Consider the following 19,815-nt stretch of genomic DNA (forward strand, 5'->3'; position numbering starts at 1 on the left):
ATGCAGGGGCTTGCCACGCGAGGAAAAAAAGGGTGTAGCGGCTCAGGCGCCCTTCCGGGGCAAACGAAATAACCGAACAGGAGACAGCAGATGTCCAACAAACCGATGACCAAGACCCAGCTGGTCGCCACGCTTGCCGAGGAGATGGGCGGAGACAAGAAAACCGCCACGGCCGCACTGGACGCCATCGCTGCGATCGTGACGCGCGAAGTCGCCGCCGGCGGCGCCGTCACCATCCCGGGCATCGGCAAGGTCGTCTGCCGCGAGCGTCCGGAGCGTCAGGTCCGTAACCCCGCCACGGGCGAAACGATGACCAAGCCGGCCGACAAGCAGGTCAAGGTCACGATCGCAAAGGCGCTGAAAGACAGCGTCAACGGCTGATCCGGGATCGGATGTTTCAGGGGCTGCCTTCGGGCGGCCCCTTTTTGCATGGAGACGGCATGGACTGGCGTTCGCTTGCGATGGGGATCGGCTTTGCGCTGATGTGGTCCTCGGCCTTCACCACCGGGCGGATGATCGTGATCGACGCGCCGCCCCTGCACGCGCTGGCGCTGCGCTTTCTGGTGGCGGGGCTGATCGGCGTGGCCATCGCCGCTGCCATGGGCCAGACGGCCCGCCTGACGCGGGCCCAGTGGCGCGGAACGGTGCTGTTCGGGCTGTTCCAGAACGTCATCTACCTGGGCTGCAACTTCGTCGCGATGCAGTGGATCGAGGCGAGCCTTGCGTCCATCATCGCCTCGGCCATGCCGCTGGTCGTGGCGCTGGCGGGCTGGATGATCTTTGGCGAACGGGTGCGGCCCCTTGGGGTCGCGGGGCTGGTGGCCGGGGTGGTCGGGGTGGCCGTCATCATGGGCAGCCGCCTGTCGGGCGGGGCCGATCCGTTGGGCGTCGCCCTGTGCCTGATCGCGGTCGTGGCGCTGGCCTTTGCCGCGCTGACAGTGAAGGGCGCGTCCGGCAAGGGCAACCTTCTGATGGTGGTGGGCCTTCAGATGCTGGTCGGCGCCGTGATCCTCGGCACCGTCGCGATGGTGGCGGAGCCGTGGCGCATCAACCCGACCCCGCGACTGATCTGGGCCTTCCTTTACACCACGCTGGTGTCCGGCCTCGGCGCGACATGGGTCTGGTTCGGGCTGGTAGGGCGGATCGGGGCCGTCCGCGCCTCCACCTTCCACTTCCTCAACCCCTTCTTCGGCGTGCTGATCGCGGCTGCCCTTCTGGGGGAACCGGTGGGCCGCTGGGACATCCTTGGCGCTGTCATCGTGGCCGGCGGCATTCTGGCCGTGCAGATTTCCAAAGCGCGCGAGATTGAGAACAAGGCAAGAACGTGATACGCTCGCGGCATCATGTCCACGCTGTGCCGCGCCTGTCTGACCCTGTTTGATGCCGGCACGCGCTGCCCCGCGTGCCGCAGCCCCCGCGTGCTGGCCCATCCCGAACTGGACCGCCTGTCCATCGCGCACATGGATTGCGACGCCTTCTATGCCAGCGTGGAAAAGCGCGACAACCCGGACCTGCGCGACAAGCCCGTGATCGTGGGCGGCGGCACGCGGGGCGTGGTCGCCACCTGCTGCTACATCGCCCGCATCTCGGGCGTGCGGTCGGCCATGCCCATGTTCCAGGCGCTGAAGCTGTGCCCCGAGGCGGTGGTCGTGAAACCCCGGTTCGAGGCCTATGCCGAGGTCAGCCGCGCCATCCGCGACATGATGGCGGACCTGACCCCCGCGATCGAGCCCCTGTCGCTGGACGAGGCGTTCCTAGACCTGACCGGCACCGCCCGCCTGCATGGCGCCCCGCCGGCCGTCCTGATGGCACGCCTCGTGCGGCGGATGGAGGAGGAGCTGGGCGTGTCCGGCTCCGTCGGGCTGTCGCACAACAAGTTCCTCGCCAAGATCGCCTCCGACCTTGACAAGCCGCGGGGGTTTTCGGTGATCGGGCAGGCGGAGACGGCGGATTTCCTGTCTCGCCAGCATGTCCGCATCATCTGGGGCGTCGGCACTGCCACCCAGGCCGCGCTGGAGGCGGCGGGCATCCGCACCATCCGCGACCTGCTGCGCTGGGACCGGCGCGACCTGTCGGCGCGCTTCGGCTCCACCGGTGACCGGCTGTGGCGGCTGGCGCGGGGGGAGGACACGCGGCCGGTGGCGGCGGAACGTTCGGTCAAGTCCATCTCCAAGGAAACCACGTTCAGCGACGACACCTCCGATCCGGACGTGCTGGACGGGCATCTGTGGCGGCTGGCCGTTCAGGTGGCCGACCGGGCCAAGGCCAAGGGGCTGGCGGGCCGCACGGTGGTGCTGAAGCTGAAGCGGTCGGACTTCTCGCTGATCTCGCGCCGGCACGCGCTGTCGGACGCGACGCAGATGGCCGACCGCATCCATGCCGAGGGGCGGCGCCTGCTGGACGCGGCGCAGCCCGTGGGACCGGTGCGCCTGATCGGTATCGGCTTGGCGGATCTGTGCCCGGGGGAACGGGCGGACCTGTCCAACGACCTGCTGGAGCCGGACCTTGCCCGCCGCCGCAAGGCCGAGGCCGCCACCGACGCGATCCGCGCCCGTTTCGGGGCGGATGCCATCATCAAGGGGCGGGCGCTGCGCTGATCATTCGGCGGCCAGCGCCTGCCGGTGCCGCCCGATGTCGCACAGGACGGACACCACCTCCTCCATCAGCGCCACGAAGGCGAGAAAGTCGGGGCGTTTCTCGATCCGCGCCTCGTCCATGTAAAGGCTGCGGTCGATCTCCACCTGCACGGCGTGCTGCTGGCGGGACGGGCGGCCATAGGCCTGGGTGATGTAGGCGCCGGCAAAGGGCGCGTTGCGGCTGACGCGCAGGCCAGCGGCCTGAAAGGCCGCCTCCACCCGCTCCATCACCTCGCGCCCGCAGGCGGCGCCGAAACGGTCGCCCAGAACGACTTCGGGGCGGGGACCACGATTCGACAAGGCGTCGTGCGGCATGGAATGGCAGTCGACCAGAAGCACGCGGTCCGACCGGCGATGGGCGTCCTGCAACAGCTGCTGAAGGCAGGCGTGATAGGGCGTCCAATGCGCGGCGATGCGCGACTCGGCCTCGGTTCGGGTCATCTTGCCGGAATAGATCGGACGCCCTTGGGCCACGACACGGGGAATCACCCCGAGGCCGGAGGCGACGCGGGGGTTGTGCGGGGCCCGGACCAACCCCTCGATGACGGCGGGATCCAGTTCGTCGGTGGCCCGGTTCAGGTCCAGAAAGGCGCGCGGAACACGGGCCGCCAGAAGCGGCGCCCCATGATTCGGAACGCTGGCGAACACCTCGTCCATGAAGGCGTCTTCGGACGACCGGATGGTGTGCGCGTCCAGCCGCGCCCTTGCCAGAAAGGCCTGCGGATAGTCGGCCCCGCTGTGCGGCGACGAAAACACCGTGCCCGTGTCGGGGGTCCGGGGCAGGTGCAGGCGGTAGGCGTCGGATCCGGTCATGCGCGGCACGCTCCTTCAGGTGCCAGATATATGACGACTTACGCGATTGCCAAAACCCTCTTGAACCCGGCCGCGACTCTCTTTATAGACCCGCCACACCAAGGCGGAAACGCTGCGGCAGCGTGGGCGGTTAGCTCAGCGGTAGAGCACTACGTTGACATCGTAGTGGCCACTGGTTCGATCCCAGTACCGCCCACCATCTTATCACCGCCCCTTCGGGGGCATGTTTTGTTTCAAGGCGCACGCGCGCCGCTGAATGGGAGAAGAGAGATGAAGGTTGCGAACTCGCTCCGCTCGCTCAAGCTGCGCCACCGCGACTGCCAGGTCGTGCGCCGCAAGGGCCGCGTCTATGTGATCAACAAGACGCAGAAGCGCTTCAAGGCCCGTCAGGGTTAAGATCCGCCCAACGGAATTCGCAAAAGGCCGCCGGGAACCTCCCGCGCGGCCTTTTTCATGCGCGATTGTCCGCTATCTAGGGCAGGCGGGCGTGGACAAGCGCCGCGCAAGCCCGCACACCCCGCCAGACGCCGCTGCAAGGAGATCCCCCCGCGTGAGGTTCAACCGGAACGCCTTCGTATGGCGCGCGCTGCGTGTGGCCCTGCCCTTGGTGATCCTGGCGGCGCTGTGGGTCTTTGCCGATGGCCAGCAGGTGGCCCGTCAACTGCGGTCGGCCAACATGGGCTGGCTGGCGGCGGCGCTGGTCATCGTGAACCTTCAGACCGTGATGTGCGCGTGGCGCTGGCGGATGACGGCCGTGCGGCTGGGGCAGGCGCTGCCCATGCCCATCGCGATTCGCGAATATTACATGGCGCAGATCGTGAACCAGACGGTTCCGGGGGCCGTGGCGGGCGACGTGGCCCGCGCGGTGCGCGTGAAGGGCGACAGCATGAAGACCTCTGGCACCAGCGTCGCGATCGAACGCATCAGTGGCCAGGTCGGGATGCTGGCGATCATGGTGGTGGGCCTTGCGCTGGCCATGATGCACGGGGACGTTCCCTGGCGCATCGGGGCCACCCCCTTCGGCATCGGCGTCGCCATCGCCGTGGCACTGCCGATCACCTTCGCGCTTCTGCCCCAGGGCATGCGGGAAGCCATCCGCACCGGCATCCTCAGCATCTGGCTGCGTCAAAGCGCATTGGGCCTGCTGATCGCCGCCTGCAACATCTTCGCCTTCGCCTTCTGCGCCGAAGCCATTGGGGCCGAACTGAACCCCGTCGCGGCCGCCGCCTTGGTGCCGGTGGTGCTGTCGGCCATGCTCATCCCCGCCTCGGTCGCAGGCTGGGGGTTTCGGGAAGGGGCGGCGGTGCTATTCCTGCCGGTGGCCGGGGTGAACCCGCAGGCGGCCGTCGCCACTTCGGTCGCCTATGGGGCCGTGGTGCTGATTTCGGCGATTCCCGGCGCATTCTTCCTGCGCCGCCCACGCACGCTTGCCACGGATTCCTCTGCGTCGTAGCCTGAACGCCTGGAGGTGCCCATGCCCGTTCCGCTTCGTCCCATTGCCGTCTTCGCCCTGCGTTCGGGCATTCTGGCCGCGGCCGTCTGGGCCGTGCGTCATGGCCTGTCCGACGGGCGCACCGACCAGCGCGCCGAAGACGCGTTCGAGGATGCGGGCGAAGGGCTGGCCCTGCACCGCCCCCTGGATCGCAGTGTGGACGGCGTGCGTCAGACCAACGCCACCGCCCGCCTGCGCCGCACCCTGCGCTGGCCCGGCGGCGGAGTGGAGGTGGATGCCGGACTGATGGCGCGCGTGAAGATCCGCCGGCTGTAGCTGCGACACCCCGTCACAGCGCCGTGAGCGGGCTTCATCCCCACATTCCCGTGAACACCACTATGCAGGAGCTTTCGCGTGGACTTCTTTGCCGTTTTCGCTGATCCGACCGTTTGGGTCGCGTTGGCCACCCTCATCGTGATGGAGGTGGTGCTGGGCATCGACAACCTCCTCTTCATCTCGATCCTGACCAACAAGCTGCCCGAGCAGCATCGCGAAAAAGCTCGGCGCATCGGCATCGGTCTGGCCCTGATCCTGCGCCTTGGCCTGCTGGCCACGATCTCGTGGATCGTGCAGCTGACGCAGCCGGTCTTCACGGTGCTGGGCAACGAGATTTCGTGGAAGGACATGATCCTGATCGGGGGCGGCCTGTTCCTCGTGTGGAAGGCCACGAAGGAAATCCACCATTCGATGGATCCGGTGGATCACAAGGACACCATGATCGGGGCCGCCGGGATGACCTTCGGCAGCGCCATCGTGCAGATCCTGATGCTGGACCTCGTCTTCTCCATCGACAGCATCATCACGGCCGTGGGCATGACCCCGCATGTGGAGGTGATGGTGATCGCCGTTCTTGTGGCGGTGACGGTGATGCTTCTGGCGGCCAACCCGCTGGCGCGTTTCATCGAACATAACCCGACGATCGTCATGCTGGCGCTGTCCTTCCTGATGATGATCGGCACGACGCTGATCGCCGAGGGCTTGGGCTTCCACGTCCCCAAGGGCTACATCTACGCCGCGATGGCCTTCTCGGCCCTGGTGGAGGTGCTGAACATGGTGGCCCGCCGCCGCCGCGCGAAGAAGGCGGTCCACTGACGCTGGACCCTGTCACGGCCTTTGGCTATGGCTGAAGGCCGGATCTGAACCGAAGGTTTCCCTTGGCCAAGACGGACGACACCGGCGGCAGCCGCCGCGAGTTCCTGTTCTATGCGACAGGCTGTGCGGGCTGCGTGGCCACGGGGGCGGCGGTTTTGCCCCTGATCGACCAGGCGAACCCCGCGGCGGACACCCGCGCCCTGTCCTCTCTCACCGTTGACGTGTCGGCGGTGGAACCGGGCCAGCAGATCACCGTGCAATGGCAGGGCAAGCCCGTCTTCATCCGCCGCCGCACGGCCGAGGAGATCGCCGCCGCGCGCGCCGTCCCGCTGTCCGACCTTCCCGACCCGACCGCTGAAAACGCCAATCTTCCCCCCGATGCCGAGGCGAGCGACGATCATCGCAGCCTGGATCCGGCCGGGGAATGGCTGGTGATGCTGGGCGTCTGCACCCATCTGGGCTGCGTGCCCCTGGGGAACGAGGCCGGGGATTACGGCGGCTGGTTCTGCCCCTGCCACGGATCGCATTACGACACCGCCGGCCGCATCCGGCGCGGGCCCGCGACCGAAAACCTGCACATTCCCGTGGCCGCCTTCGTGGACGCGACCACCCTTCGCCTGGGGGCGGAGGGATGAGCTATGTCCCCCGCACCCGTTTCGCCCGCTGGCTGAACGCGCGCCTGCCGCTCCCCGCCGTCCTGCACAAGACGATGACGGCCCCAACGCCCCGCAACCTGAACTGGATGTGGGTCTGGGGGATGGTGCTGCTGTTCTGCCTGCTGCTTCAGGTCGTGACCGGCCTTGTGCTGGCCATGCATTACACGCCGCAGGTCGATCTTGCCTTCGACAGCGTGGAACGCATCATGCGCGACGTGAACGGCGGCTTCTTCCTGCGCTATCTGCACGCAAACGGCGCCTCGCTGTTCTTCTTCGCGATCTATCTGCACATCGCACGCGGCATCTTCTATGGCAGCCACAAGCCCCCGCGCGAGGTGACGTGGCTGATCGGGATGACGATGTTCGTCCTGCTGATGACCACGGCCTTCACCGGCTATGTCCTGCCCTGGGGACAGATGAGCTATTGGGCCGCCACCGTCATCACCGGCCTGTTCGCGGCGGTGCCGTGGATCGGCGACAGCCTGCACGCCTGGGTGCTGGGCGGGCCGTCGGTGGGCAATGCCACGCTGAACCGGTTCTTCGTGCTGCACTTCATGCTGCCTTTCGTGGCGGTGGCGCTGGCGCTTCTGCACATTTGGTCGTTCCACAGCACCGGCAACAGCAACCCTTCGGGAGTGGAGCCGCGGCGGGATCCCGAGGGCTTCGCCCGCGACACCTTGCCCTTCTGGCCGTATTTCGTGGTGAAGGACCTTCTGGCGCTGGCCGTGGTTCTGGCGGCGTTCTTCGCGCTGACGGCCTTGGCCCCGAACCTTCTGGGCCATGCCGAGAATTACGTGCCTGCCAACCCGCTGGTCACGCCGGACCACATCCAGCCTGAATGGTACTTCCTGCCCTTCTACGCCATCCTGCGCGCCTTCACGGCCGATCTGTGGCTGGTGCAGGCGGTGTCCTTCGTCACCTTCGGGCAGGTGGATGCGACGCTGATGGGGGCGCTGGCCATGTTCGGTGCGATGGCGGTGCTGCTGGCGCTGCCGTGGCTCGACCGCTCGCCTGCCCGGTCGGGGCGGTATCGGCCGTGGTTCCGGGGCGTGTTCGCCCTGCTGGTCGCGGATTTCCTGCTGCTGATGTGGTGTGGGGCGCAGCCTGCGACATCGGTAGTGGCGGCGCTGTCGCTGACCGGAACGGCGATCTGGTTCGCGATCTTCCTGATCGCGCTGCCCCTTCTGCCGCGTTTCGAAAAGGTGGAATCCCTGCCTGCGACGATCGAGGCGGCCGAATGATCCGCGTCCTGGCCCTGTCCGTGCTGATGGCCGGACCGGCGGCGGCCTTTTCCTTCGACGGCCCCTTCGGCACCTATGATCCGGCCCAGCTTCAGCGCGGCCTTCAGGTCTATACCGAGGTGTGTTCCGCCTGCCACGGGCTGCGTCAGGTGGCGATCCGCACGCTTGGCGATCCGGACGGCCCGGCCCTGCCGCCCGACCAGGTGCGGGCTTATGCCGACCTTCTGGGCCTGGCCCCGCCCGACCGGTTTCCCGCCTCCGCCCTGCCCGAGGCGCCGGATCTGAGCCTGCTCGCCAAGGCGCAGGACGGCGGCCCGCGCTTCATCCATGACGTGCTGACGGGCTATGACGGGACGGAAGCCGAGGGGTTTTATGGCAACCGCGCCGCCGGCCCCATCGTCATGCCACCGCCGCTGGTGGACGGCGTAGTGACCTATCGCGACGGGTCGGAGGCCACGGTGGAGCGGATGTCGCAGGACGTGTCCGCCTTCCTGATGTGGGCGGCCGAACCGAAGCTGGTGGCGCGCAAGCGGGCGGGCTTCGTGGCCGTGGGACTTCTTCTGGTTCTGGCAGGCCTTCTGTACCTGACGAACCGAGAGATCTGGCGGCGTCAGCCCAGATAGTCGCGCAAGGCGGGCGGCGGATCGTCCAGCAGCGCCTGCGTCGGGGCGGGCGGATGCGCCACGCCGTCCGCCACCACCACCGTGCGGCGGGCAAAGCGGCGCGCGTCGGCGGGATCATGGGTGACCATCAGGACGGTGATGCCGGTCGTCACCTCCGTCACCAGATCCAGCATGTCGGCCTTCAGTTTCGGCCCCAGCGCGGCGAAGGGTTCGTCCAGCGTCAGGATGGGCCGGCCCTGAAGCAGCGCCCGCGCCAGCGCCGCGCGCCCCTGCTGGCCGCCCGATAACTGTGCGGGGCGGCGGGTTTCCATCCCGGCCAGCCCGACACGCTCCAGCACCTCGGCCAATCGTGCGGTCTGGGCCTTGTCCAGACGCAGGCGCGGGGACAGGCCAAGGCCAAGGTTCTGGGCCACGGTCAGGTGCGGGAACAGGTTCTGTTCCTGAAACAGTGTCGCCACCGGTCGTTCGGCCGGCGGCAGCGACGTCAGGTCCCGCCCGTTCCAGCGGATCGCGCCTGCGGCCAGCGGCACGAAGCCCGCCAGCGCCATCAGCAGCGTCGATTTGCCCGCCCCCGAAGGGCCGATCAGGGCGATCCTTTCCCCCGCCTCTGCCTGCCAGTCGGCGGTCAGGTGGAAATCGTCCAGACGGATCGCCGCCGCCTCAAAGGTCAGAGCCATGGCGCCCCCCCCAATCGAAGATGAAGAACAGGGCAAAGGACAGGATCACCAGCAGCAGCGCGGCCCCCGCCGCCTGCTCCATCCGGTAGGCGCCCATCAGCTGCTGGACCAGAAGGGGCAGTGTCGGCCCGTTTGGCGCGGCGAAAAGCGCGATCACCCCCAGATCGCCCATCGACAGCGCGGCGGACACCCCACCGGCAAAGCCAAGGGGCGCGCGCATCCGGGGCAGGATCAGCCAGCGCAGCCGGGCCATCCCGCGCAGGCCAAGGGTGTCGGCCAGCCGACCGTAACCGGCCTGAACGGTCTGCGCGGCGGGCCGCAGGATGCGAAAGGCAAAGGGCAGGGCAAGCGTGGCGTTCACCAGCAGCGTGACCGGAAGGGCCACCCGTTCCGGCGGCAGGAGGGGCCAAAGCGCGAGGAACAGCCCTGTGCCCATGACAAGGGAGGAAGCGGCCAGCGGCAGGGTCGCCACGACCCCCACCCAGCGCGCCGGTGACAAAGCCAGTGTCAGGGCGGCGCCCAGTGTCAAAGCGCTCGCGCCCAGAGCAATGCCGACCGACCGGACCGCCGCCCCCCAGACCGAGGGGGGCAGATCCCCCATACCCGCCACCCCTCGCCACGCCACCATCGCCAGCGGCACCGCCAGAAACAGCGTTGCCAGTGTCAGCAGGACGGTGTCCGCGATCCGGTGCCAGCCCTTGGGCGCGAAGGGGATTACCCGGTCCAGCCCCTTGCCAAACCCCGAAGGCGTGGCGAACAGCCCGGCCAGCAGCACGGCGGCCGCGCACAGGGCAAATTGCAAAAGAGCGAGGCTGGCGGCGCGACCAAGGTCAAACTGGAAGCGCAGGGACTGGTAGATCGCAAGCTCCACCGTGGTGGCGCGGGGGCCGCCGCCAAGGGTCAGCGCTACGGCAAAGCTGGTCAGGCAGATCGCGAAGATCACGGCCAGCGTGCCGGGCAGCACCGCCCGCAGCATCGGGCGTTCCAGATGGCGGGCGATGTCACCCGGCCCGAAGCCGAGGGACAGGGCCAGACGCATCCGTTCCGCCGGAATGGCCTGCCAGCCTTGCAGGATCAGGCGGACGGCCAGCGGCATGTTCAGGAACACATGCGCCAGCACAACGCCGTGTAGACCATAGATCGGGATCGACAGGCCCACCGTGCCCAGCGCCTGGTTGACCAGCCCGGCACGGCCGAAGACGGCCAGCAGCCCCAGAACCGCCACGATCACCGGCAGAAGAAAGGGCGCGCCCAGCAGCGCGATCAGCGCGCCTCGGCCCGGAAAACGTCGTCGTGCCAGCGCCCGCGCCACCGGCACCGCCAGCGCGACCGAAATCCCGGCCGACAGCGCCGCCTGAAGCACGGTGAAGCGCACGGCGGGCCAGTCGGCGCCCCAGCCGCCCTGCGCCTGCGCGGCCACCATCGCCAGCGGCCCGAAGGTCAGAAGAAGGACGGTCAGCCCGACCGTCAGCGGGACAGCGCGGCCTGCCATTCGGCCATCGCGGCGTCACGTTCGGCCGCCGCCTCGGCCGGCGGCAGGAACAGCGTCTTGTCGGGGCGGGGCAAGGCGGTGAATGCCTCGGGCAGCTCCACCGGGCGGGCGGGATACATCCAGTTGGTCGTGGCGATGGTCTGTTGCGCCGCGTCCGACAGCAGGAAGGCGAGGAAGCTGTCCGCAAGATCAGGCTGGTCGGAGGACGCGAGACGAGCCGCCACCTCCACTTGAAGGTAATGCCCGTCGCGGAAGATGGGCGCGGTCTTTGTGTCGTCCTCCTCCGCCATGATGTGATAGGCGGGGGAGGTGGTGTAGCTCAGCACCGCGTCCGCTTCGCCGGAGGTGAAAAGGCCGTAGGATTCGGACCAGCCGGGGGTGACGGTCAGGATGTTGTCGGCCAGTCGGTCCCACATCGCGCCCGCCTTGTCGCCATAGGCCGCCTTCACCCACATCACCAGCCCAAGGCCGGGGGTGGAGGAACGGGGATCCTGAATCACCACCTTCAGGTTCGACTCCGCCAGCTCCTCGAAACTGTGGGGCTGCGGGGCGTCCGCGTTCATCACGAAGCCGAACCAGCCCCAGTCGAAGGGCATGAAGGTGGTGTCCGTCCAGTCCACCGGCAGATCGACCGCCGGAACCTCTCCATGTGGCGCGAAGAGGCTGGTCGCCTGCGCCTCGGCCAGAAGGTTGGCGTCGAGGCCGACGACCACGTCCGTGTTTCCCCGCGCGCCTTCCAGCTTCAGCCGGGCCAGCATGGCGGCCGCGTCGCCGGGCGCGGTGAAGACGACGTTGCATCCGCACTCCGCCTCGAAGGCCTGCTCGATCTGCGGGCCGGGGCCCCATTCGCTGACAAAGCTGTCATAGGTCATGACCTCCAGCGTGGGCGTCTGGGCAAAGGCCGCGGCGGGCAGAAAGGCGGTCAGAAGCAGAAGGCGCATGGTTCCTCCGATCCGGCAGAAAGAGGGCTTGCGCTGCACCTTCCCTCCGCCGGCGTGATCCGGTTCAGGTTCGACGGGTTCGCATCGCATCTCAGCCCGAAGGCACCCCGAGGTTCCTTTCGATCTAGAAGCCGGCAGGTGCCCTGTCCAGCGTGAAACGGGTTTTCGGGCGGGCGCCTTTGTCTTATGGCTGCGAAGGCAAGGAGATCCGACATGAGCTTCAACACCTTCGGCCACCTGTTCCGCGTCACCACCTGGGGCGAAAGCCACGGCCCCGCGCTGGGCGCCACCGTGGACGGCTGCCCCCCTGGCGTGAAGATCGAGGCGTCGGAAATCCAGCACTGGCTGGACCGCCGCAAGCCGGGCACCAGCCGCTTCACCACCCAGCGGCGCGAGGCGGACGAGGTGAAGATCCTGTCCGGTGTGTTCGAGGGCGTGTCGACCGGCACCCCGATCCAGTTGATGATCGAGAACACGGATCAGCGGTCCAAGGATTACGGCGACATCGCCAACAGCTTCCGCCCCGGTCATGCCGATCTGGCCTATCACCTGAAATACGGGGTGCGGGATTATCGGGGCGGCGGCCGATCCTCGGCCCGCGAAACGGCGGCGCGGGTGGCGGCGGGTGGCGTGGCACGCGCGGCACTGGCGGCGCTGGCGCCGGATTTGAAGATCACCGGTTTCATGGTGCAGATGGGCCCGCACGCCATCGACCGGACCCGTGCCGATCTGGCCGAGGTGGAGAACAACCCCTTCTGGTGCCCCGATCCCGTCATGGCCGAACAGTGGGCAGGATATCTGGATGATCTGCGCAAGGCGCATGATTCCGTGGGCGCGGTGATCGAGGTCGTGGCCTCGGGCGTTCCGGCGGGCTTGGGTGCGCCGATCTATGGCAAGCTGGACACGGATCTGGCCGCCGCGATGATGTCCATCAACGCCGTCAAGGCGGTGGAGATCGGCGAGGGCATGGCCGCCGCCGCCCTGACAGGGCGTGAAAACGCGGACGAGATGCGGATGGGCGCGAACGGCGCACAGTTCCTGTCGAACCATGCTGGCGGCATCCTGGGCGGAATCTCCACCGGGCAGGACGTGGTGGTGCGCTTTGCGGTGAAGCCGACATCGTCGATCCTGACTCCACGCCAGACGGTGAACCTGGCGGGCGAGGAGGTGGATCTGGTCACCAAGGGACGCCACGATCCCTGCGTCGGCATCCGCGCCATTCCGGTGGCCGAGGCGATGATGGCCTGCGTTCTGCTGGACCACCTTCTGCGCGATCGCGGGCAGACGGGCGGGGTGCGCGGAAAGGTTGGCCTGCAAGAGTGATCTGACAGATCCCTCACGAATCCTGCTGCGGACGGGGAACAAACACAAGGATGTGACGTTCTCATGTCAGACAGACCAAGGAGAGACTTCATGGCTGATTATCGCAACGACCGTGACCTTGACCGCGCCCAACCGAAGACCGTTCGGGCAGAACGTTCCGGCAGCTCGATCTTCCTGATCGTGGCCGCTGTCATCGCCTTGCTGGCGATCCTGTGGTTCGCCTTCTCGGGCGGCGACGATGCGACGACGACCGCACCGTCGGCCATGCAGGAAGCCCCTGCCGCCACCACGACGGCCCCGGAAAGCACCATCACCCCCGCCCCGAACGCAGGCACCACGGGTGGCACCACGACGACCGCGCCCTGATCGGCGAAGATTTGAAACGGAAGGGCGGTCCAAAAGGACCGCCTTTTTTCATGCGCGCAGGTTGGCCAGAACCGCAAGGGCGGCGGCGCGCGGATCGGGCGCCTGCCAGATCGGACGGCCTACGACGATGTGGTTCGCACCGTTCCGGATGGCGTCGCCCGGTGTGGCCACGCGCTTCTGATCGCCCAGGGCCGCATCGGCCGGACGCACGCCTGGGGTGACGATCAGCTTTCCGGCCGCTTCGGGAAGGGCGCGAATGGCGGCCGCTTCTTGCGGGCTGGCGATGACGCCGTCCGCCCCGGCCGACAGCGCCCGCGCCGCGCGTTCGACCGTGATCTTCGCCAGATCACCCGCCTGGATCATGTTGGCGTCCAGATCCGCACGGTCCAGCGAGGTCAGGATGGTGACGGCCAGGATCTTCGTGTCCGTTCCGGCCTTCCCCTCGGCGGCGGCGCACACCACCTGCGGATCACCATGCACGGTCAGGAAGTCCAGCCCGTGCTGGGCGATGCCACGCACCGCCGCTTCCACCGTGGCCCCGATGTCGAACAGCTTCATGTCGAGGAACACGCGCTTGCCGCGGTCGTGCTTCAGCTCGTTCGCCAAGGCAAAACCGCCGCCCGTCAGCATGCCCAGACCGATTTTGTAGAACGACACCGTGTCGCCCAGCTGGTCGGCCAAAGCCAGGCCCTGAACGACATTGGGCACATCAAGCGCTACGATAAGACGATCGTCGGACATGGAGACACCTCTGGGCTTGGGACGGGCGAGGGGATGGGCCGATCCGCGATCCCTGTCAACGCCGAAAGCGTTGACAGGGCGGCGGTCCTGATGGTCCATGGGAAAAAAGGCGAAGGCATGCAGATCACGATTACCCATGACCGGCCCGAGGGCCCCCGCGCTGGCCCGATCACTGTGGGGTGGTTTCTGACCTCGGACAAGGGGGCGGTGCTGTTCGATCCGCCCGAACGGCTTGTGCAGCGGCCGCCGAACCGCGGGCACGCCAAATCCGCCGCGCGCTGCCCGGCGGTGGTCCAGATGGAAAGCCGCTATTTCGTGGTGAAATGCCCCTATGACCTGCATCTGGGGTTCGGGCGCGATGACAAGGGCAAGGCGCATCTGGTCAACCGGCTGGGTGCGGCCAGCCCTGTCCGACCGGCCAAGCTGAACGAGCTGCTGACCATGGTCAACCAAAACGAATGGCGTTTTCCGGACCGTCCGACGGTGCAGTTGAACCTGCCCTACTGCTTCATCGCCGACGAGCCGGTGTATCTGAGCCAGATCGGCACCTTCGCCCATTACCGGGCCGATCCCCTGCCGGGAACCATCTTTGGCGGGCGCTTCCCCATCGATGTCTGGCCGCGCCCGCTGATGTGGGCGTTCGAGTGGCATGACACGGCAAGGGACATCGTCGTGAAGCGGGGGGAGCCGCTGTTCTATGTCCAGTTCGAAGGGGAAGGCCCCGACCGCCCGGTTCAGGTCGTGGAGGTCGAACGCACTGACGAGCTGTCGGGGTATCTGGAGAAGATCTCGGGGGTGGTCAACTACGTCAACCAGACCTTCTCCCTCTTCAAGGCGGCGGAAGGATTGCGCCCGCCGACCCTGGTCGTTCCGAAGAAGCGTTAAGCGGCCGTGTCGAAGCGCGGCGCCGTGACGCGGGCCGCATAAAGCGACTTCGCGCTGTCCAGTAGCCGCTGGCGCAGGTTCTCTCCGTTCGAGGGTTCTGCGGTGCGAATGTGGACTTCGAAGGGCACGGGACGTCCCTCTTCCTTCACAAGAAGGGTGACCATCGCCTCGACTTGACCGAAATCACGGGCATAGCGGGCATGTTCGATCTCGGCAGACAAAATACGCATGGCAGTGTCCTTGGTCATTTCAGGGTGTCAACCACCTTTTTTGACTTTTGTTCCCCATCCGTGAAACTGTTGCACTCACGCTGTGGTGAGCGGTGGGAGCATCTTGAAACCGTTACAGGCACTGCGCATTTTCCTGACAGAGACCCGCCACAGGGCGCGCCGTATCCGGGCGCCGAGGAGCGGGGGCTTTGTGAAAGGAGAAGAACCGATGAATTTGGAAAAGTTCACGGAACGGTCGCGTGGTTTCCTTCAGGCGGCACAAACCATCGCGATGCGGGAAAGCCATCAGCGGCTTGCGCCGGAACATCTGCTGAAAGCGCTGCTGGATGACGATCAGGGGCTGGCCTCCAACCTGATCGCGCGTGCGGGCGGCGAACCGGCCCGCGTGGCCGAAGCGGTCGAGGCGTCCATCGCCAAGCTGCCGAAGGTGTCGGGCGACGCCCAGCCCTTCATGGACCCCGCCCTTGTCCGCGTTCTGGACGAGGCGGAGAAGGTGGCCAAGAAGGCCGGTGACAGTTTCGTTCCGGTGGAACGGGTGCTGACGGCGCTGGTTCTCGTGGCCTCCAAGGCCAAGGAAGCGCTGGTGGCCGGGGGCGTATCGGCCCAGACCCTGAACAGCGCGATCAACGACATTCGCAAAGGCCGGACGGCCGACAGCGCCAGCGCCGAGGACAGCTTCGACGCGCTGAAGAAATATGCCCGCGATCTGACCGAAGCCGCCGAGCAGGGAAAGATCGACCCCATCATCGGCCGCGACGACGAGATCCGCCGCACCATGCAGGTGCTGAGCCGTCGCACCAAGAACAACCCCGTCCTGATCGGGGAGCCGGGCGTGGGCAAGACCGCGATCGCCGAAGGCCTCGCCCTGCGGATCGTGGACGGCGACGTTCCGGAATCTTTGCGCAACAAGCGCCTGATGGCGCTGGACATGGGCGCCCTGATCGCCGGCGCGAAATACCGGGGTGAGTTCGAGGAGCGTCTGAAGGCCATCCTGAAGGAGATCGAGACCGCCGCCGGCGAAATTATCCTGTTCATCGACGAGATGCACACGCTGGTCGGTGCAGGCAAAGCCGATGGCGCGATGGACGCCGCCAACCTGATCAAGCCTGCGCTGGCGCGGGGGGAGTTGCATTGCGTCGGCGCCACCACGCTGGACGAATACCGCAAATATGTCGAAAAGGACGCGGCCCTTGCCCGCAGGTTCCAGCCCGTGATGGTGGAGGAGCCGACGGTGGAGGACACCATCTCCATCCTCCGCGGGATCAAGGAGAAGTACGAGCTGCACCACGGGGTGCGGATCAGCGACTCGGCCCTTGTGGCGGCGGCGCAGTTGTCGCACCGCTACATCACTGACCGCTTCCTGCCCGACAAGGCCATCGACCTTGTGGACGAGGCCGCCAGCCGTCTGAGGATGGAGGTGGATTCCAAGCCCGAGGAACTGGACGCTTTGGACCGCCAGATCCTGCAGATGCAGATCGAGCAGGAGGCGCTGCGGAAAGAGGACGACACCGCCAGCAAGGACCGGCTGGAGCGGCTGGAGAAGGACCTGGGCGACCTGCGCGACCGCGCGGCGACCATGACCGCCAAGTGGCAGGCCGAACGGGACAAACTGCAAGCCTCGCGCAACACCCAGGAACAGCTGGACCGGGCGCGGGCCGAACTGGACGTCGCCAAGCGCGAGGGCAACTTCGCCAAGGCGGGGGAGCTGCAATACGGCACCATCCCGGGGCTGGAAAAGCAACTGGCCGAGGCTGAGGCAGGTGACGGGCTGATGGTGGAGGAAGCCGTCCGCCCCGAGCAGATCGCCGAGGTGGTGGAGCGCTGGACCGGCATCCCGACCAGCAAGATGCTGGAAGGGGAGCGTGAGAAACTCCTGAAGATGGAGGACGAGCTGGGCCGTCGCGTGGTCGGCCAGCGTCAGGCGGTGACCGCCGTTGCCAATGCCGTGCGCCGTGCGCGCGCCGGCCTGAACGACGAAAACCGTCCCTTGGGCAGCTTCCTGTTCCTTGGGCCGACCGGCGTCGGAAAGACGGAACTGACGAAGGCCGTGGCCGAGTACCTGTTCAACGACGATCAGGCGATGGTCCGCATCGACATGTCGGAGTTCATGGAGAAGCACGCCGTGAGCCGCCTGATCGGCGCGCCCCCCGGCTATGTCGGTTATGACGAGGGCGGGGTCCTGACCGAGGCCGTGCGGCGGCGTCCCTATCAGGTGGTGCTGTTCGACGAGGTGGAGAAGGCCCATCCCGACGTCTTCAACGTCCTGCTTCAGGTGCTGGACGACGGCCAGTTGACCGACGGTCAGGGCCGGCGAGTGGACTTCAAGCAGACGCTGATCGTGCTGACCTCCAACCTCGGGGCCCATGCGCTGAGCGTTCTGCCGGACGGTGGCGATCCGGCCGGGGCGCGGGCGGCGGTGATGGAGGCGGTGCGCGGGCATTTCCGGCCCGAGTTCCTGAACCGTCTGGACGAGACGATCATCTTCGACCGTCTGGGCCGCGCCGACATGTCGGGGATCGTGGACATCCAGCTGCGCCGGCTGGAACAGCGCCTTGCGCAGCGCAAGATCGTGCTGGATCTGGACGCGGCCGCCAAGGACTGGCTGGCGGATGAAGGGTATGATCCCGTCTTCGGCGCCCGCCCGCTGAAGCGCGTGATCCAGCGCCACATCCAGGACCCGCTGGCCGAGATGATCCTGGCGGGGGATGTGGTCGACGGGGCCACGATCCACGGCACCGCCGGTCCCGATGGCCTGATCATCGGCGATCGCGTGTCGTCCTCGCGCAGGGACCGGCCGCAGGACGCGGTGGTGCACTGAGCAGTATGGGCGCGGAGCGATCCGCGCCCATACGCATTCGTGACGCGAATTTCCTTGGCGTTGGGCGGATTCCGGCCAACATCAGTCAAAAGGGAGGACGCCCATGTTTCGCAATGATCTGAAATGGTCCGATGTGACCCCGAAGGCCCAGTTCCTGAACCGCCGGCAGATCATGGCGGCGGGTGCGGCCACGCTGATGGCCCCGCGCGCGTTCGCGGCCGGATACTCCACCTCGGAAAAGCAGAACACGTTCGAGGAGATCACCAACTACAACAACTTCTACGAGTTCGGGTTGGACAAGACCGACCCCGCGCGGAGCGCGGGGGCGCTGACCGTGGATCCGTGGTCGGTCCAGATCGACGGTCTGGTGGACCGACCCGGCATGTACGATCTGGCCGACGTCCTGAAGATGGGCCCGATCGAGGAGCGGATCTATCGACTGCGCTGCGTGGAGGCGTGGTCGATGGTCATCCCGTGGAACGGCTTCCAGCTGTCGCACCTTCTGAACAAGGTCGGCGTGAAGTCCGGCGCCCGTTACGTCGCCTTCCAGACCTTGCAGCGCCCGTCCGAGATGCCGGGCCAGCGTCAGGGCTTCCTGGACTGGCCCTATCGCGAAGGCCTGCGGCTGGACGAGGCGATGCACCCGCTGACCCTGATGGCCACGGGCCTGTACGGGGAGGAGCTGCCGAAGCAGAACGGCGCGCCGATCCGGTTGGTCGTTCCGTGGAAGTACGGCTTCAAGTCGATCAAGAGCGTGGTGCGCATCAGCCTGGTGGCCGATCAGCCGGACACGACGTGGAAGCAGACCAATCACCGCGAATACGGCTTCTATGCGAACGTGAACCCCACGGTCAGCCATCCGCGCTGGTCGCAGGCGACGGAACGGCGGATCGGGGGCGGCCTGTTCAACAGCCGTCAGGACACGATCATGTTCAACGGGTACGGCGATCAGGTGGCCAGCCTCTATGCCGGTCAGGACCTGTCGAGGGATTACTGAGTGCAGGCCCTTCAGACCGCCTTGCGCCATGTTCCGTCCTGGGCGGTCTATCTGCTGGGGCTGCTGCCGCTGGCCTGGCTGATCCTGCGGGGGGTGCTGGGCGATCTGGGCGTCGATCCCGTGCGGACGGTGGAGCATGATCTGGGCCTGCGCGCCCTTCAGTGGATCGTGGCGGGGCTTGCGATCAGCCCCCTGCGCTGGGCGACCGGTCTCAACCTGATCCGTTACCGGCGGGCGATCGGGCTGGTCGCGTTCTTCTATGCGGCACTGCACCTGTCGGCCTGGCTGCTTCTGGATATCCAGCTGAACTGGGCGCAGGCGTGGGGCGACATCCTGCGGCGGCCTTACATCACGATCGGGATGCTGGCGCTGATCCTTCTGGTGCCGCTGGCCGTCACCTCCAACAACCGCTCCATCCGCTGGTTGCGGGGCCGGTGGCAGAAGCTGCACCGTCTCGTCTACGTGGCCGCACTGGCCGGCGCGTTGCATTACCTTCTGGTGGGAAAGGTCTGGATTGGGGAGGCCCTGATCTACTTCGCCGCCATAGCGATTCTGCTGGCTCTGCGGGTGACGCACCGCACCCTGCGCTGGCCTTAAGCTACTACATAGTGTTCTTGGCTGCTTCAGATACCATATCTTGTGTTCAGACAGTTTCTTCAGCCTGTCGCACGATTTTCGCATTTTTCCTCTTGCGGGTTCTGCCGAGTCTCCGTAGATACCGCCTCACCGAAGCGGAGACGCTTTGGGACGGGAAGCGGCGGCTGGTGAGGTTGCCATGGACTGTGGACATTC

The 19,815-nt window shown here is 66.9% G+C and carries 22 protein-coding genes, 1 tRNA gene and 1 riboswitch; of the genes, 17 read left to right on the forward strand and 6 right to left on the reverse strand.

Translation table 11 applies throughout. The annotated features are described in order from the left end of the window. Nucleotides 1-90 precede the first annotated feature (90 nt). The 3 genes from ACSHZY_RS03355 to ACSHZY_RS03365 are packed head-to-tail and all read left to right on the forward strand — an operon-like array spanning nucleotide 91 to nucleotide 2,597. Nucleotides 91-381 carry an HU family DNA-binding protein gene (locus ACSHZY_RS03355; protein ID WP_271972865.1) on the forward strand — a complete coding sequence of 97 codons (291 nt, stop codon included), beginning with the start codon at nucleotides 91-93 and terminating at the stop codon, nucleotides 379-381. 59 nt (nucleotides 382-440) lie between these two features. Continuing rightward, entirely contained in the window at nucleotides 441-1,328 is an 888-nt protein-coding gene (locus tag ACSHZY_RS03360) for a DMT family transporter (RefSeq protein ID WP_435165359.1), read from the forward strand. Nucleotides 1,329-1,343: 15 nt separating this feature from the next. Beyond that, on the forward strand, nucleotides 1,344-2,597 hold the full coding sequence (locus tag ACSHZY_RS03365) for a DNA polymerase IV (protein WP_435165361.1): 1,254 nt from the start codon (nucleotides 1,344-1,346) through the stop codon (nucleotides 2,595-2,597). Here the strand turns inward: ACSHZY_RS03365 and ACSHZY_RS03370 are convergent, their stop codons facing one another. Beyond that, a complete protein-coding gene (locus ACSHZY_RS03370; protein ID WP_435165363.1) occupies nucleotides 2,598-3,449 on the reverse strand; it encodes an N-formylglutamate amidohydrolase in 852 nt (283 codons plus the stop codon). A 124-nt stretch (nucleotides 3,450-3,573) separates the two neighbouring features. Between ACSHZY_RS03370 and ACSHZY_RS03375 the strand changes: the two genes are divergently transcribed. The 8 genes from ACSHZY_RS03375 to ACSHZY_RS03410 all read left to right on the forward strand — a co-directional run bounded on the left by ACSHZY_RS03375 (nucleotide 3,574) and on the right by ACSHZY_RS03410 (nucleotide 8,553). Then, nucleotides 3,574-3,648 (forward strand) — tRNA-Val (locus tag ACSHZY_RS03375). A gap of 71 nt (nucleotides 3,649-3,719) precedes the next feature. Then, entirely contained in the window at nucleotides 3,720-3,845 is a 126-nt protein-coding gene (ykgO, locus tag ACSHZY_RS03380) for a type B 50S ribosomal protein L36 (protein WP_045388515.1), read from the forward strand. Nucleotides 3,846-3,999: 154 nt separating this feature from the next. Continuing rightward, a complete protein-coding gene (locus ACSHZY_RS03385) occupies nucleotides 4,000-4,902 on the forward strand; it encodes a lysylphosphatidylglycerol synthase transmembrane domain-containing protein (RefSeq protein WP_435165367.1) in 903 nt (300 codons plus the stop codon). A 21-nt stretch (nucleotides 4,903-4,923) separates the two neighbouring features. Further along, a complete protein-coding gene (locus ACSHZY_RS03390) occupies nucleotides 4,924-5,217 on the forward strand; it encodes a hypothetical protein (protein ID WP_435165370.1) in 294 nt (97 codons plus the stop codon). Nucleotides 5,218-5,295: 78 nt separating this feature from the next. Further along, nucleotides 5,296-6,033, forward strand: coding sequence for a TerC family protein (locus tag ACSHZY_RS03395; protein WP_435165373.1), 738 nt, complete (start codon nucleotides 5,296-5,298; stop codon nucleotides 6,031-6,033). A gap of 62 nt (nucleotides 6,034-6,095) precedes the next feature. Further along, nucleotides 6,096-6,668: a ubiquinol-cytochrome c reductase iron-sulfur subunit gene (petA, locus tag ACSHZY_RS03400; protein WP_435165375.1), complete on the forward strand. Its 573-nt coding sequence runs from the start codon at nucleotides 6,096-6,098 to the stop codon at nucleotides 6,666-6,668. Further along, nucleotides 6,665-7,930, forward strand: coding sequence for a cytochrome b (locus ACSHZY_RS03405; protein WP_435165378.1), 1,266 nt, complete (start codon nucleotides 6,665-6,667; stop codon nucleotides 7,928-7,930). The genes petA and ACSHZY_RS03405 overlap by 4 nt, the downstream gene beginning before the upstream one ends. Then, nucleotides 7,927-8,553: a cytochrome c1 gene (locus ACSHZY_RS03410; RefSeq protein WP_435165380.1), complete on the forward strand. Its 627-nt coding sequence runs from the start codon at nucleotides 7,927-7,929 to the stop codon at nucleotides 8,551-8,553. The genes ACSHZY_RS03405 and ACSHZY_RS03410 overlap by 4 nt, the downstream gene beginning before the upstream one ends. Here ACSHZY_RS03410 and ACSHZY_RS03415 read toward each other — a convergent pair. Genes ACSHZY_RS03415 through thiB form a run of 3 tightly spaced genes read right to left on the reverse strand, consistent with a single transcriptional unit; the run spans nucleotide 8,541 to nucleotide 11,663 of the window. Next, nucleotides 8,541-9,230, reverse strand: coding sequence for a thiamine ABC transporter ATP-binding protein (locus ACSHZY_RS03415; protein ID WP_435165383.1), 690 nt, complete (start codon nucleotides 9,228-9,230; stop codon nucleotides 8,541-8,543). The two genes, ACSHZY_RS03410 and ACSHZY_RS03415, sit on opposite strands and share 13 nt — an antisense overlap. Next, the gene (locus ACSHZY_RS03420) at nucleotides 9,214-10,722 is read right to left on the reverse strand and encodes a thiamine/thiamine pyrophosphate ABC transporter permease ThiP (RefSeq protein WP_435165386.1); all 1,509 of its coding nucleotides are present in this window, start codon (nucleotides 10,720-10,722) and stop codon (nucleotides 9,214-9,216) included. Before ACSHZY_RS03420 ends, ACSHZY_RS03415 begins: the two co-directional genes overlap by 17 nt. Further along, a complete protein-coding gene (thiB, locus tag ACSHZY_RS03425; protein ID WP_435165389.1) occupies nucleotides 10,698-11,663 on the reverse strand; it encodes a thiamine ABC transporter substrate binding subunit in 966 nt (321 codons plus the stop codon). Before thiB ends, ACSHZY_RS03420 begins: the two co-directional genes overlap by 25 nt. A 24-nt stretch (nucleotides 11,664-11,687) precedes the next feature. After that, a riboswitch (TPP riboswitch) is annotated at nucleotides 11,688-11,783 on the reverse strand. Nucleotides 11,784-11,876: 93 nt separating this feature from the next. On the opposite strand from thiB, the gene aroC reads away from it, so the two are divergent. Together aroC and ACSHZY_RS03435 are read left to right on the forward strand one after the other, a co-directional pair. Further along, a complete protein-coding gene (gene aroC / locus ACSHZY_RS03430; RefSeq protein ID WP_435165391.1) occupies nucleotides 11,877-12,986 on the forward strand; it encodes a chorismate synthase in 1,110 nt (369 codons plus the stop codon). 90 nt (nucleotides 12,987-13,076) lie between these two features. Then, on the forward strand, nucleotides 13,077-13,352 hold the full coding sequence (locus ACSHZY_RS03435) for a hypothetical protein (protein ID WP_435165394.1): 276 nt from the start codon (nucleotides 13,077-13,079) through the stop codon (nucleotides 13,350-13,352). A 48-nt stretch (nucleotides 13,353-13,400) separates the two neighbouring features. Here ACSHZY_RS03435 and pyrF read toward each other — a convergent pair whose 3' ends face one another. Then, nucleotides 13,401-14,093 (reverse strand): orotidine-5'-phosphate decarboxylase, encoded by a 693-nt coding sequence (gene pyrF, locus ACSHZY_RS03440; RefSeq protein WP_435165397.1) that lies wholly within the window; start codon nucleotides 14,091-14,093, stop codon nucleotides 13,401-13,403. 117 nt (nucleotides 14,094-14,210) lie between these two features. On the opposite strand from pyrF, the gene ACSHZY_RS03445 reads away from it, so the two are divergent. Then, a complete protein-coding gene (locus ACSHZY_RS03445) occupies nucleotides 14,211-14,978 on the forward strand; it encodes a hypothetical protein (protein ID WP_435165399.1) in 768 nt (255 codons plus the stop codon). Here the strand turns inward: ACSHZY_RS03445 and ACSHZY_RS03450 are convergent. Then, entirely contained in the window at nucleotides 14,975-15,208 is a 234-nt protein-coding gene (locus ACSHZY_RS03450; protein ID WP_435165402.1) for a hypothetical protein, read from the reverse strand. The genes ACSHZY_RS03445 and ACSHZY_RS03450 overlap by 4 nt on opposite strands. A 208-nt stretch (nucleotides 15,209-15,416) precedes the next feature. Here ACSHZY_RS03450 and clpB point away from each other — a divergent pair, with 208 nt between their 5' ends. The 3 genes from clpB (at nucleotide 15,417) to msrQ (ending at nucleotide 19,620) form a co-directional block, all read left to right on the forward strand. Next, the gene (gene clpB / locus ACSHZY_RS03455) at nucleotides 15,417-18,026 is read left to right on the forward strand and encodes an ATP-dependent chaperone ClpB (RefSeq protein WP_435165405.1); all 2,610 of its coding nucleotides are present in this window, start codon (nucleotides 15,417-15,419) and stop codon (nucleotides 18,024-18,026) included. Between the two features lie 103 nt (nucleotides 18,027-18,129). Next, nucleotides 18,130-19,023: a protein-methionine-sulfoxide reductase catalytic subunit MsrP gene (gene msrP / locus ACSHZY_RS03460; RefSeq protein ID WP_435165408.1), complete on the forward strand. Its 894-nt coding sequence runs from the start codon at nucleotides 18,130-18,132 to the stop codon at nucleotides 19,021-19,023. Beyond that, a complete protein-coding gene (gene msrQ, locus ACSHZY_RS03465) occupies nucleotides 19,024-19,620 on the forward strand; it encodes a protein-methionine-sulfoxide reductase heme-binding subunit MsrQ (RefSeq protein WP_435165411.1) in 597 nt (198 codons plus the stop codon). Nucleotides 19,621-19,815 lie beyond the last annotated feature (195 nt).

The organism is Falsirhodobacter sp. 1013 (assembly GCF_051195255.1).
Taxonomy (GTDB): domain Bacteria; phylum Pseudomonadota; class Alphaproteobacteria; order Rhodobacterales; family Rhodobacteraceae; genus Falsirhodobacter.

Bases quoted from the DNA above. Each gene is read 5' to 3' on its own strand.
- ACSHZY_RS03355 (WP_271972865.1), top strand. From the start codon at position 91: ATGTCCAACAAACCGATGACCAAGACCCAGCTGGTCGCCACGCTTGCC.
- ACSHZY_RS03360 (WP_435165359.1), top strand. From the start codon at position 441: ATGGACTGGCGTTCGCTTGCGATGGGGATCGGCTTTGCGCTGATGTGG.
- ACSHZY_RS03365 (WP_435165361.1), top strand. From the start codon at position 1,344: ATGTCCACGCTGTGCCGCGCCTGTCTGACCCTGTTTGATGCCGGCACG.
- ACSHZY_RS03370 (WP_435165363.1), bottom strand. From the start codon at position 3,449: ATGACCGGATCCGACGCCTACCGCCTGCACCTGCCCCGGACCCCCGAC.
- ykgO (WP_045388515.1), top strand. From the start codon at position 3,720: ATGAAGGTTGCGAACTCGCTCCGCTCGCTCAAGCTGCGCCACCGCGAC.
- ACSHZY_RS03390 (WP_435165370.1), top strand. From the start codon at position 4,924: ATGCCCGTTCCGCTTCGTCCCATTGCCGTCTTCGCCCTGCGTTCGGGC.
- ACSHZY_RS03405 (WP_435165378.1), top strand. From the start codon at position 6,665: ATGAGCTATGTCCCCCGCACCCGTTTCGCCCGCTGGCTGAACGCGCGC.
- ACSHZY_RS03410 (WP_435165380.1), top strand. From the start codon at position 7,927: ATGATCCGCGTCCTGGCCCTGTCCGTGCTGATGGCCGGACCGGCGGCG.
- ACSHZY_RS03415 (WP_435165383.1), bottom strand. From the start codon at position 9,230: ATGGCTCTGACCTTTGAGGCGGCGGCGATCCGTCTGGACGATTTCCAC.
- ACSHZY_RS03420 (WP_435165386.1), bottom strand. From the start codon at position 10,722: ATGGCAGGCCGCGCTGTCCCGCTGACGGTCGGGCTGACCGTCCTTCTT.
- thiB (WP_435165389.1), bottom strand. From the start codon at position 11,663: ATGCGCCTTCTGCTTCTGACCGCCTTTCTGCCCGCCGCGGCCTTTGCC.
- aroC (WP_435165391.1), top strand. From the start codon at position 11,877: ATGAGCTTCAACACCTTCGGCCACCTGTTCCGCGTCACCACCTGGGGC.
- ACSHZY_RS03435 (WP_435165394.1), top strand. From the start codon at position 13,077: ATGGCTGATTATCGCAACGACCGTGACCTTGACCGCGCCCAACCGAAG.
- pyrF (WP_435165397.1), bottom strand. From the start codon at position 14,093: ATGTCCGACGATCGTCTTATCGTAGCGCTTGATGTGCCCAATGTCGTT.
- ACSHZY_RS03445 (WP_435165399.1), top strand. From the start codon at position 14,211: ATGCAGATCACGATTACCCATGACCGGCCCGAGGGCCCCCGCGCTGGC.
- ACSHZY_RS03450 (WP_435165402.1), bottom strand. From the start codon at position 15,208: ATGCGTATTTTGTCTGCCGAGATCGAACATGCCCGCTATGCCCGTGAT.
- clpB (WP_435165405.1), top strand. From the start codon at position 15,417: ATGAATTTGGAAAAGTTCACGGAACGGTCGCGTGGTTTCCTTCAGGCG.
- msrP (WP_435165408.1), top strand. From the start codon at position 18,130: ATGTTTCGCAATGATCTGAAATGGTCCGATGTGACCCCGAAGGCCCAG.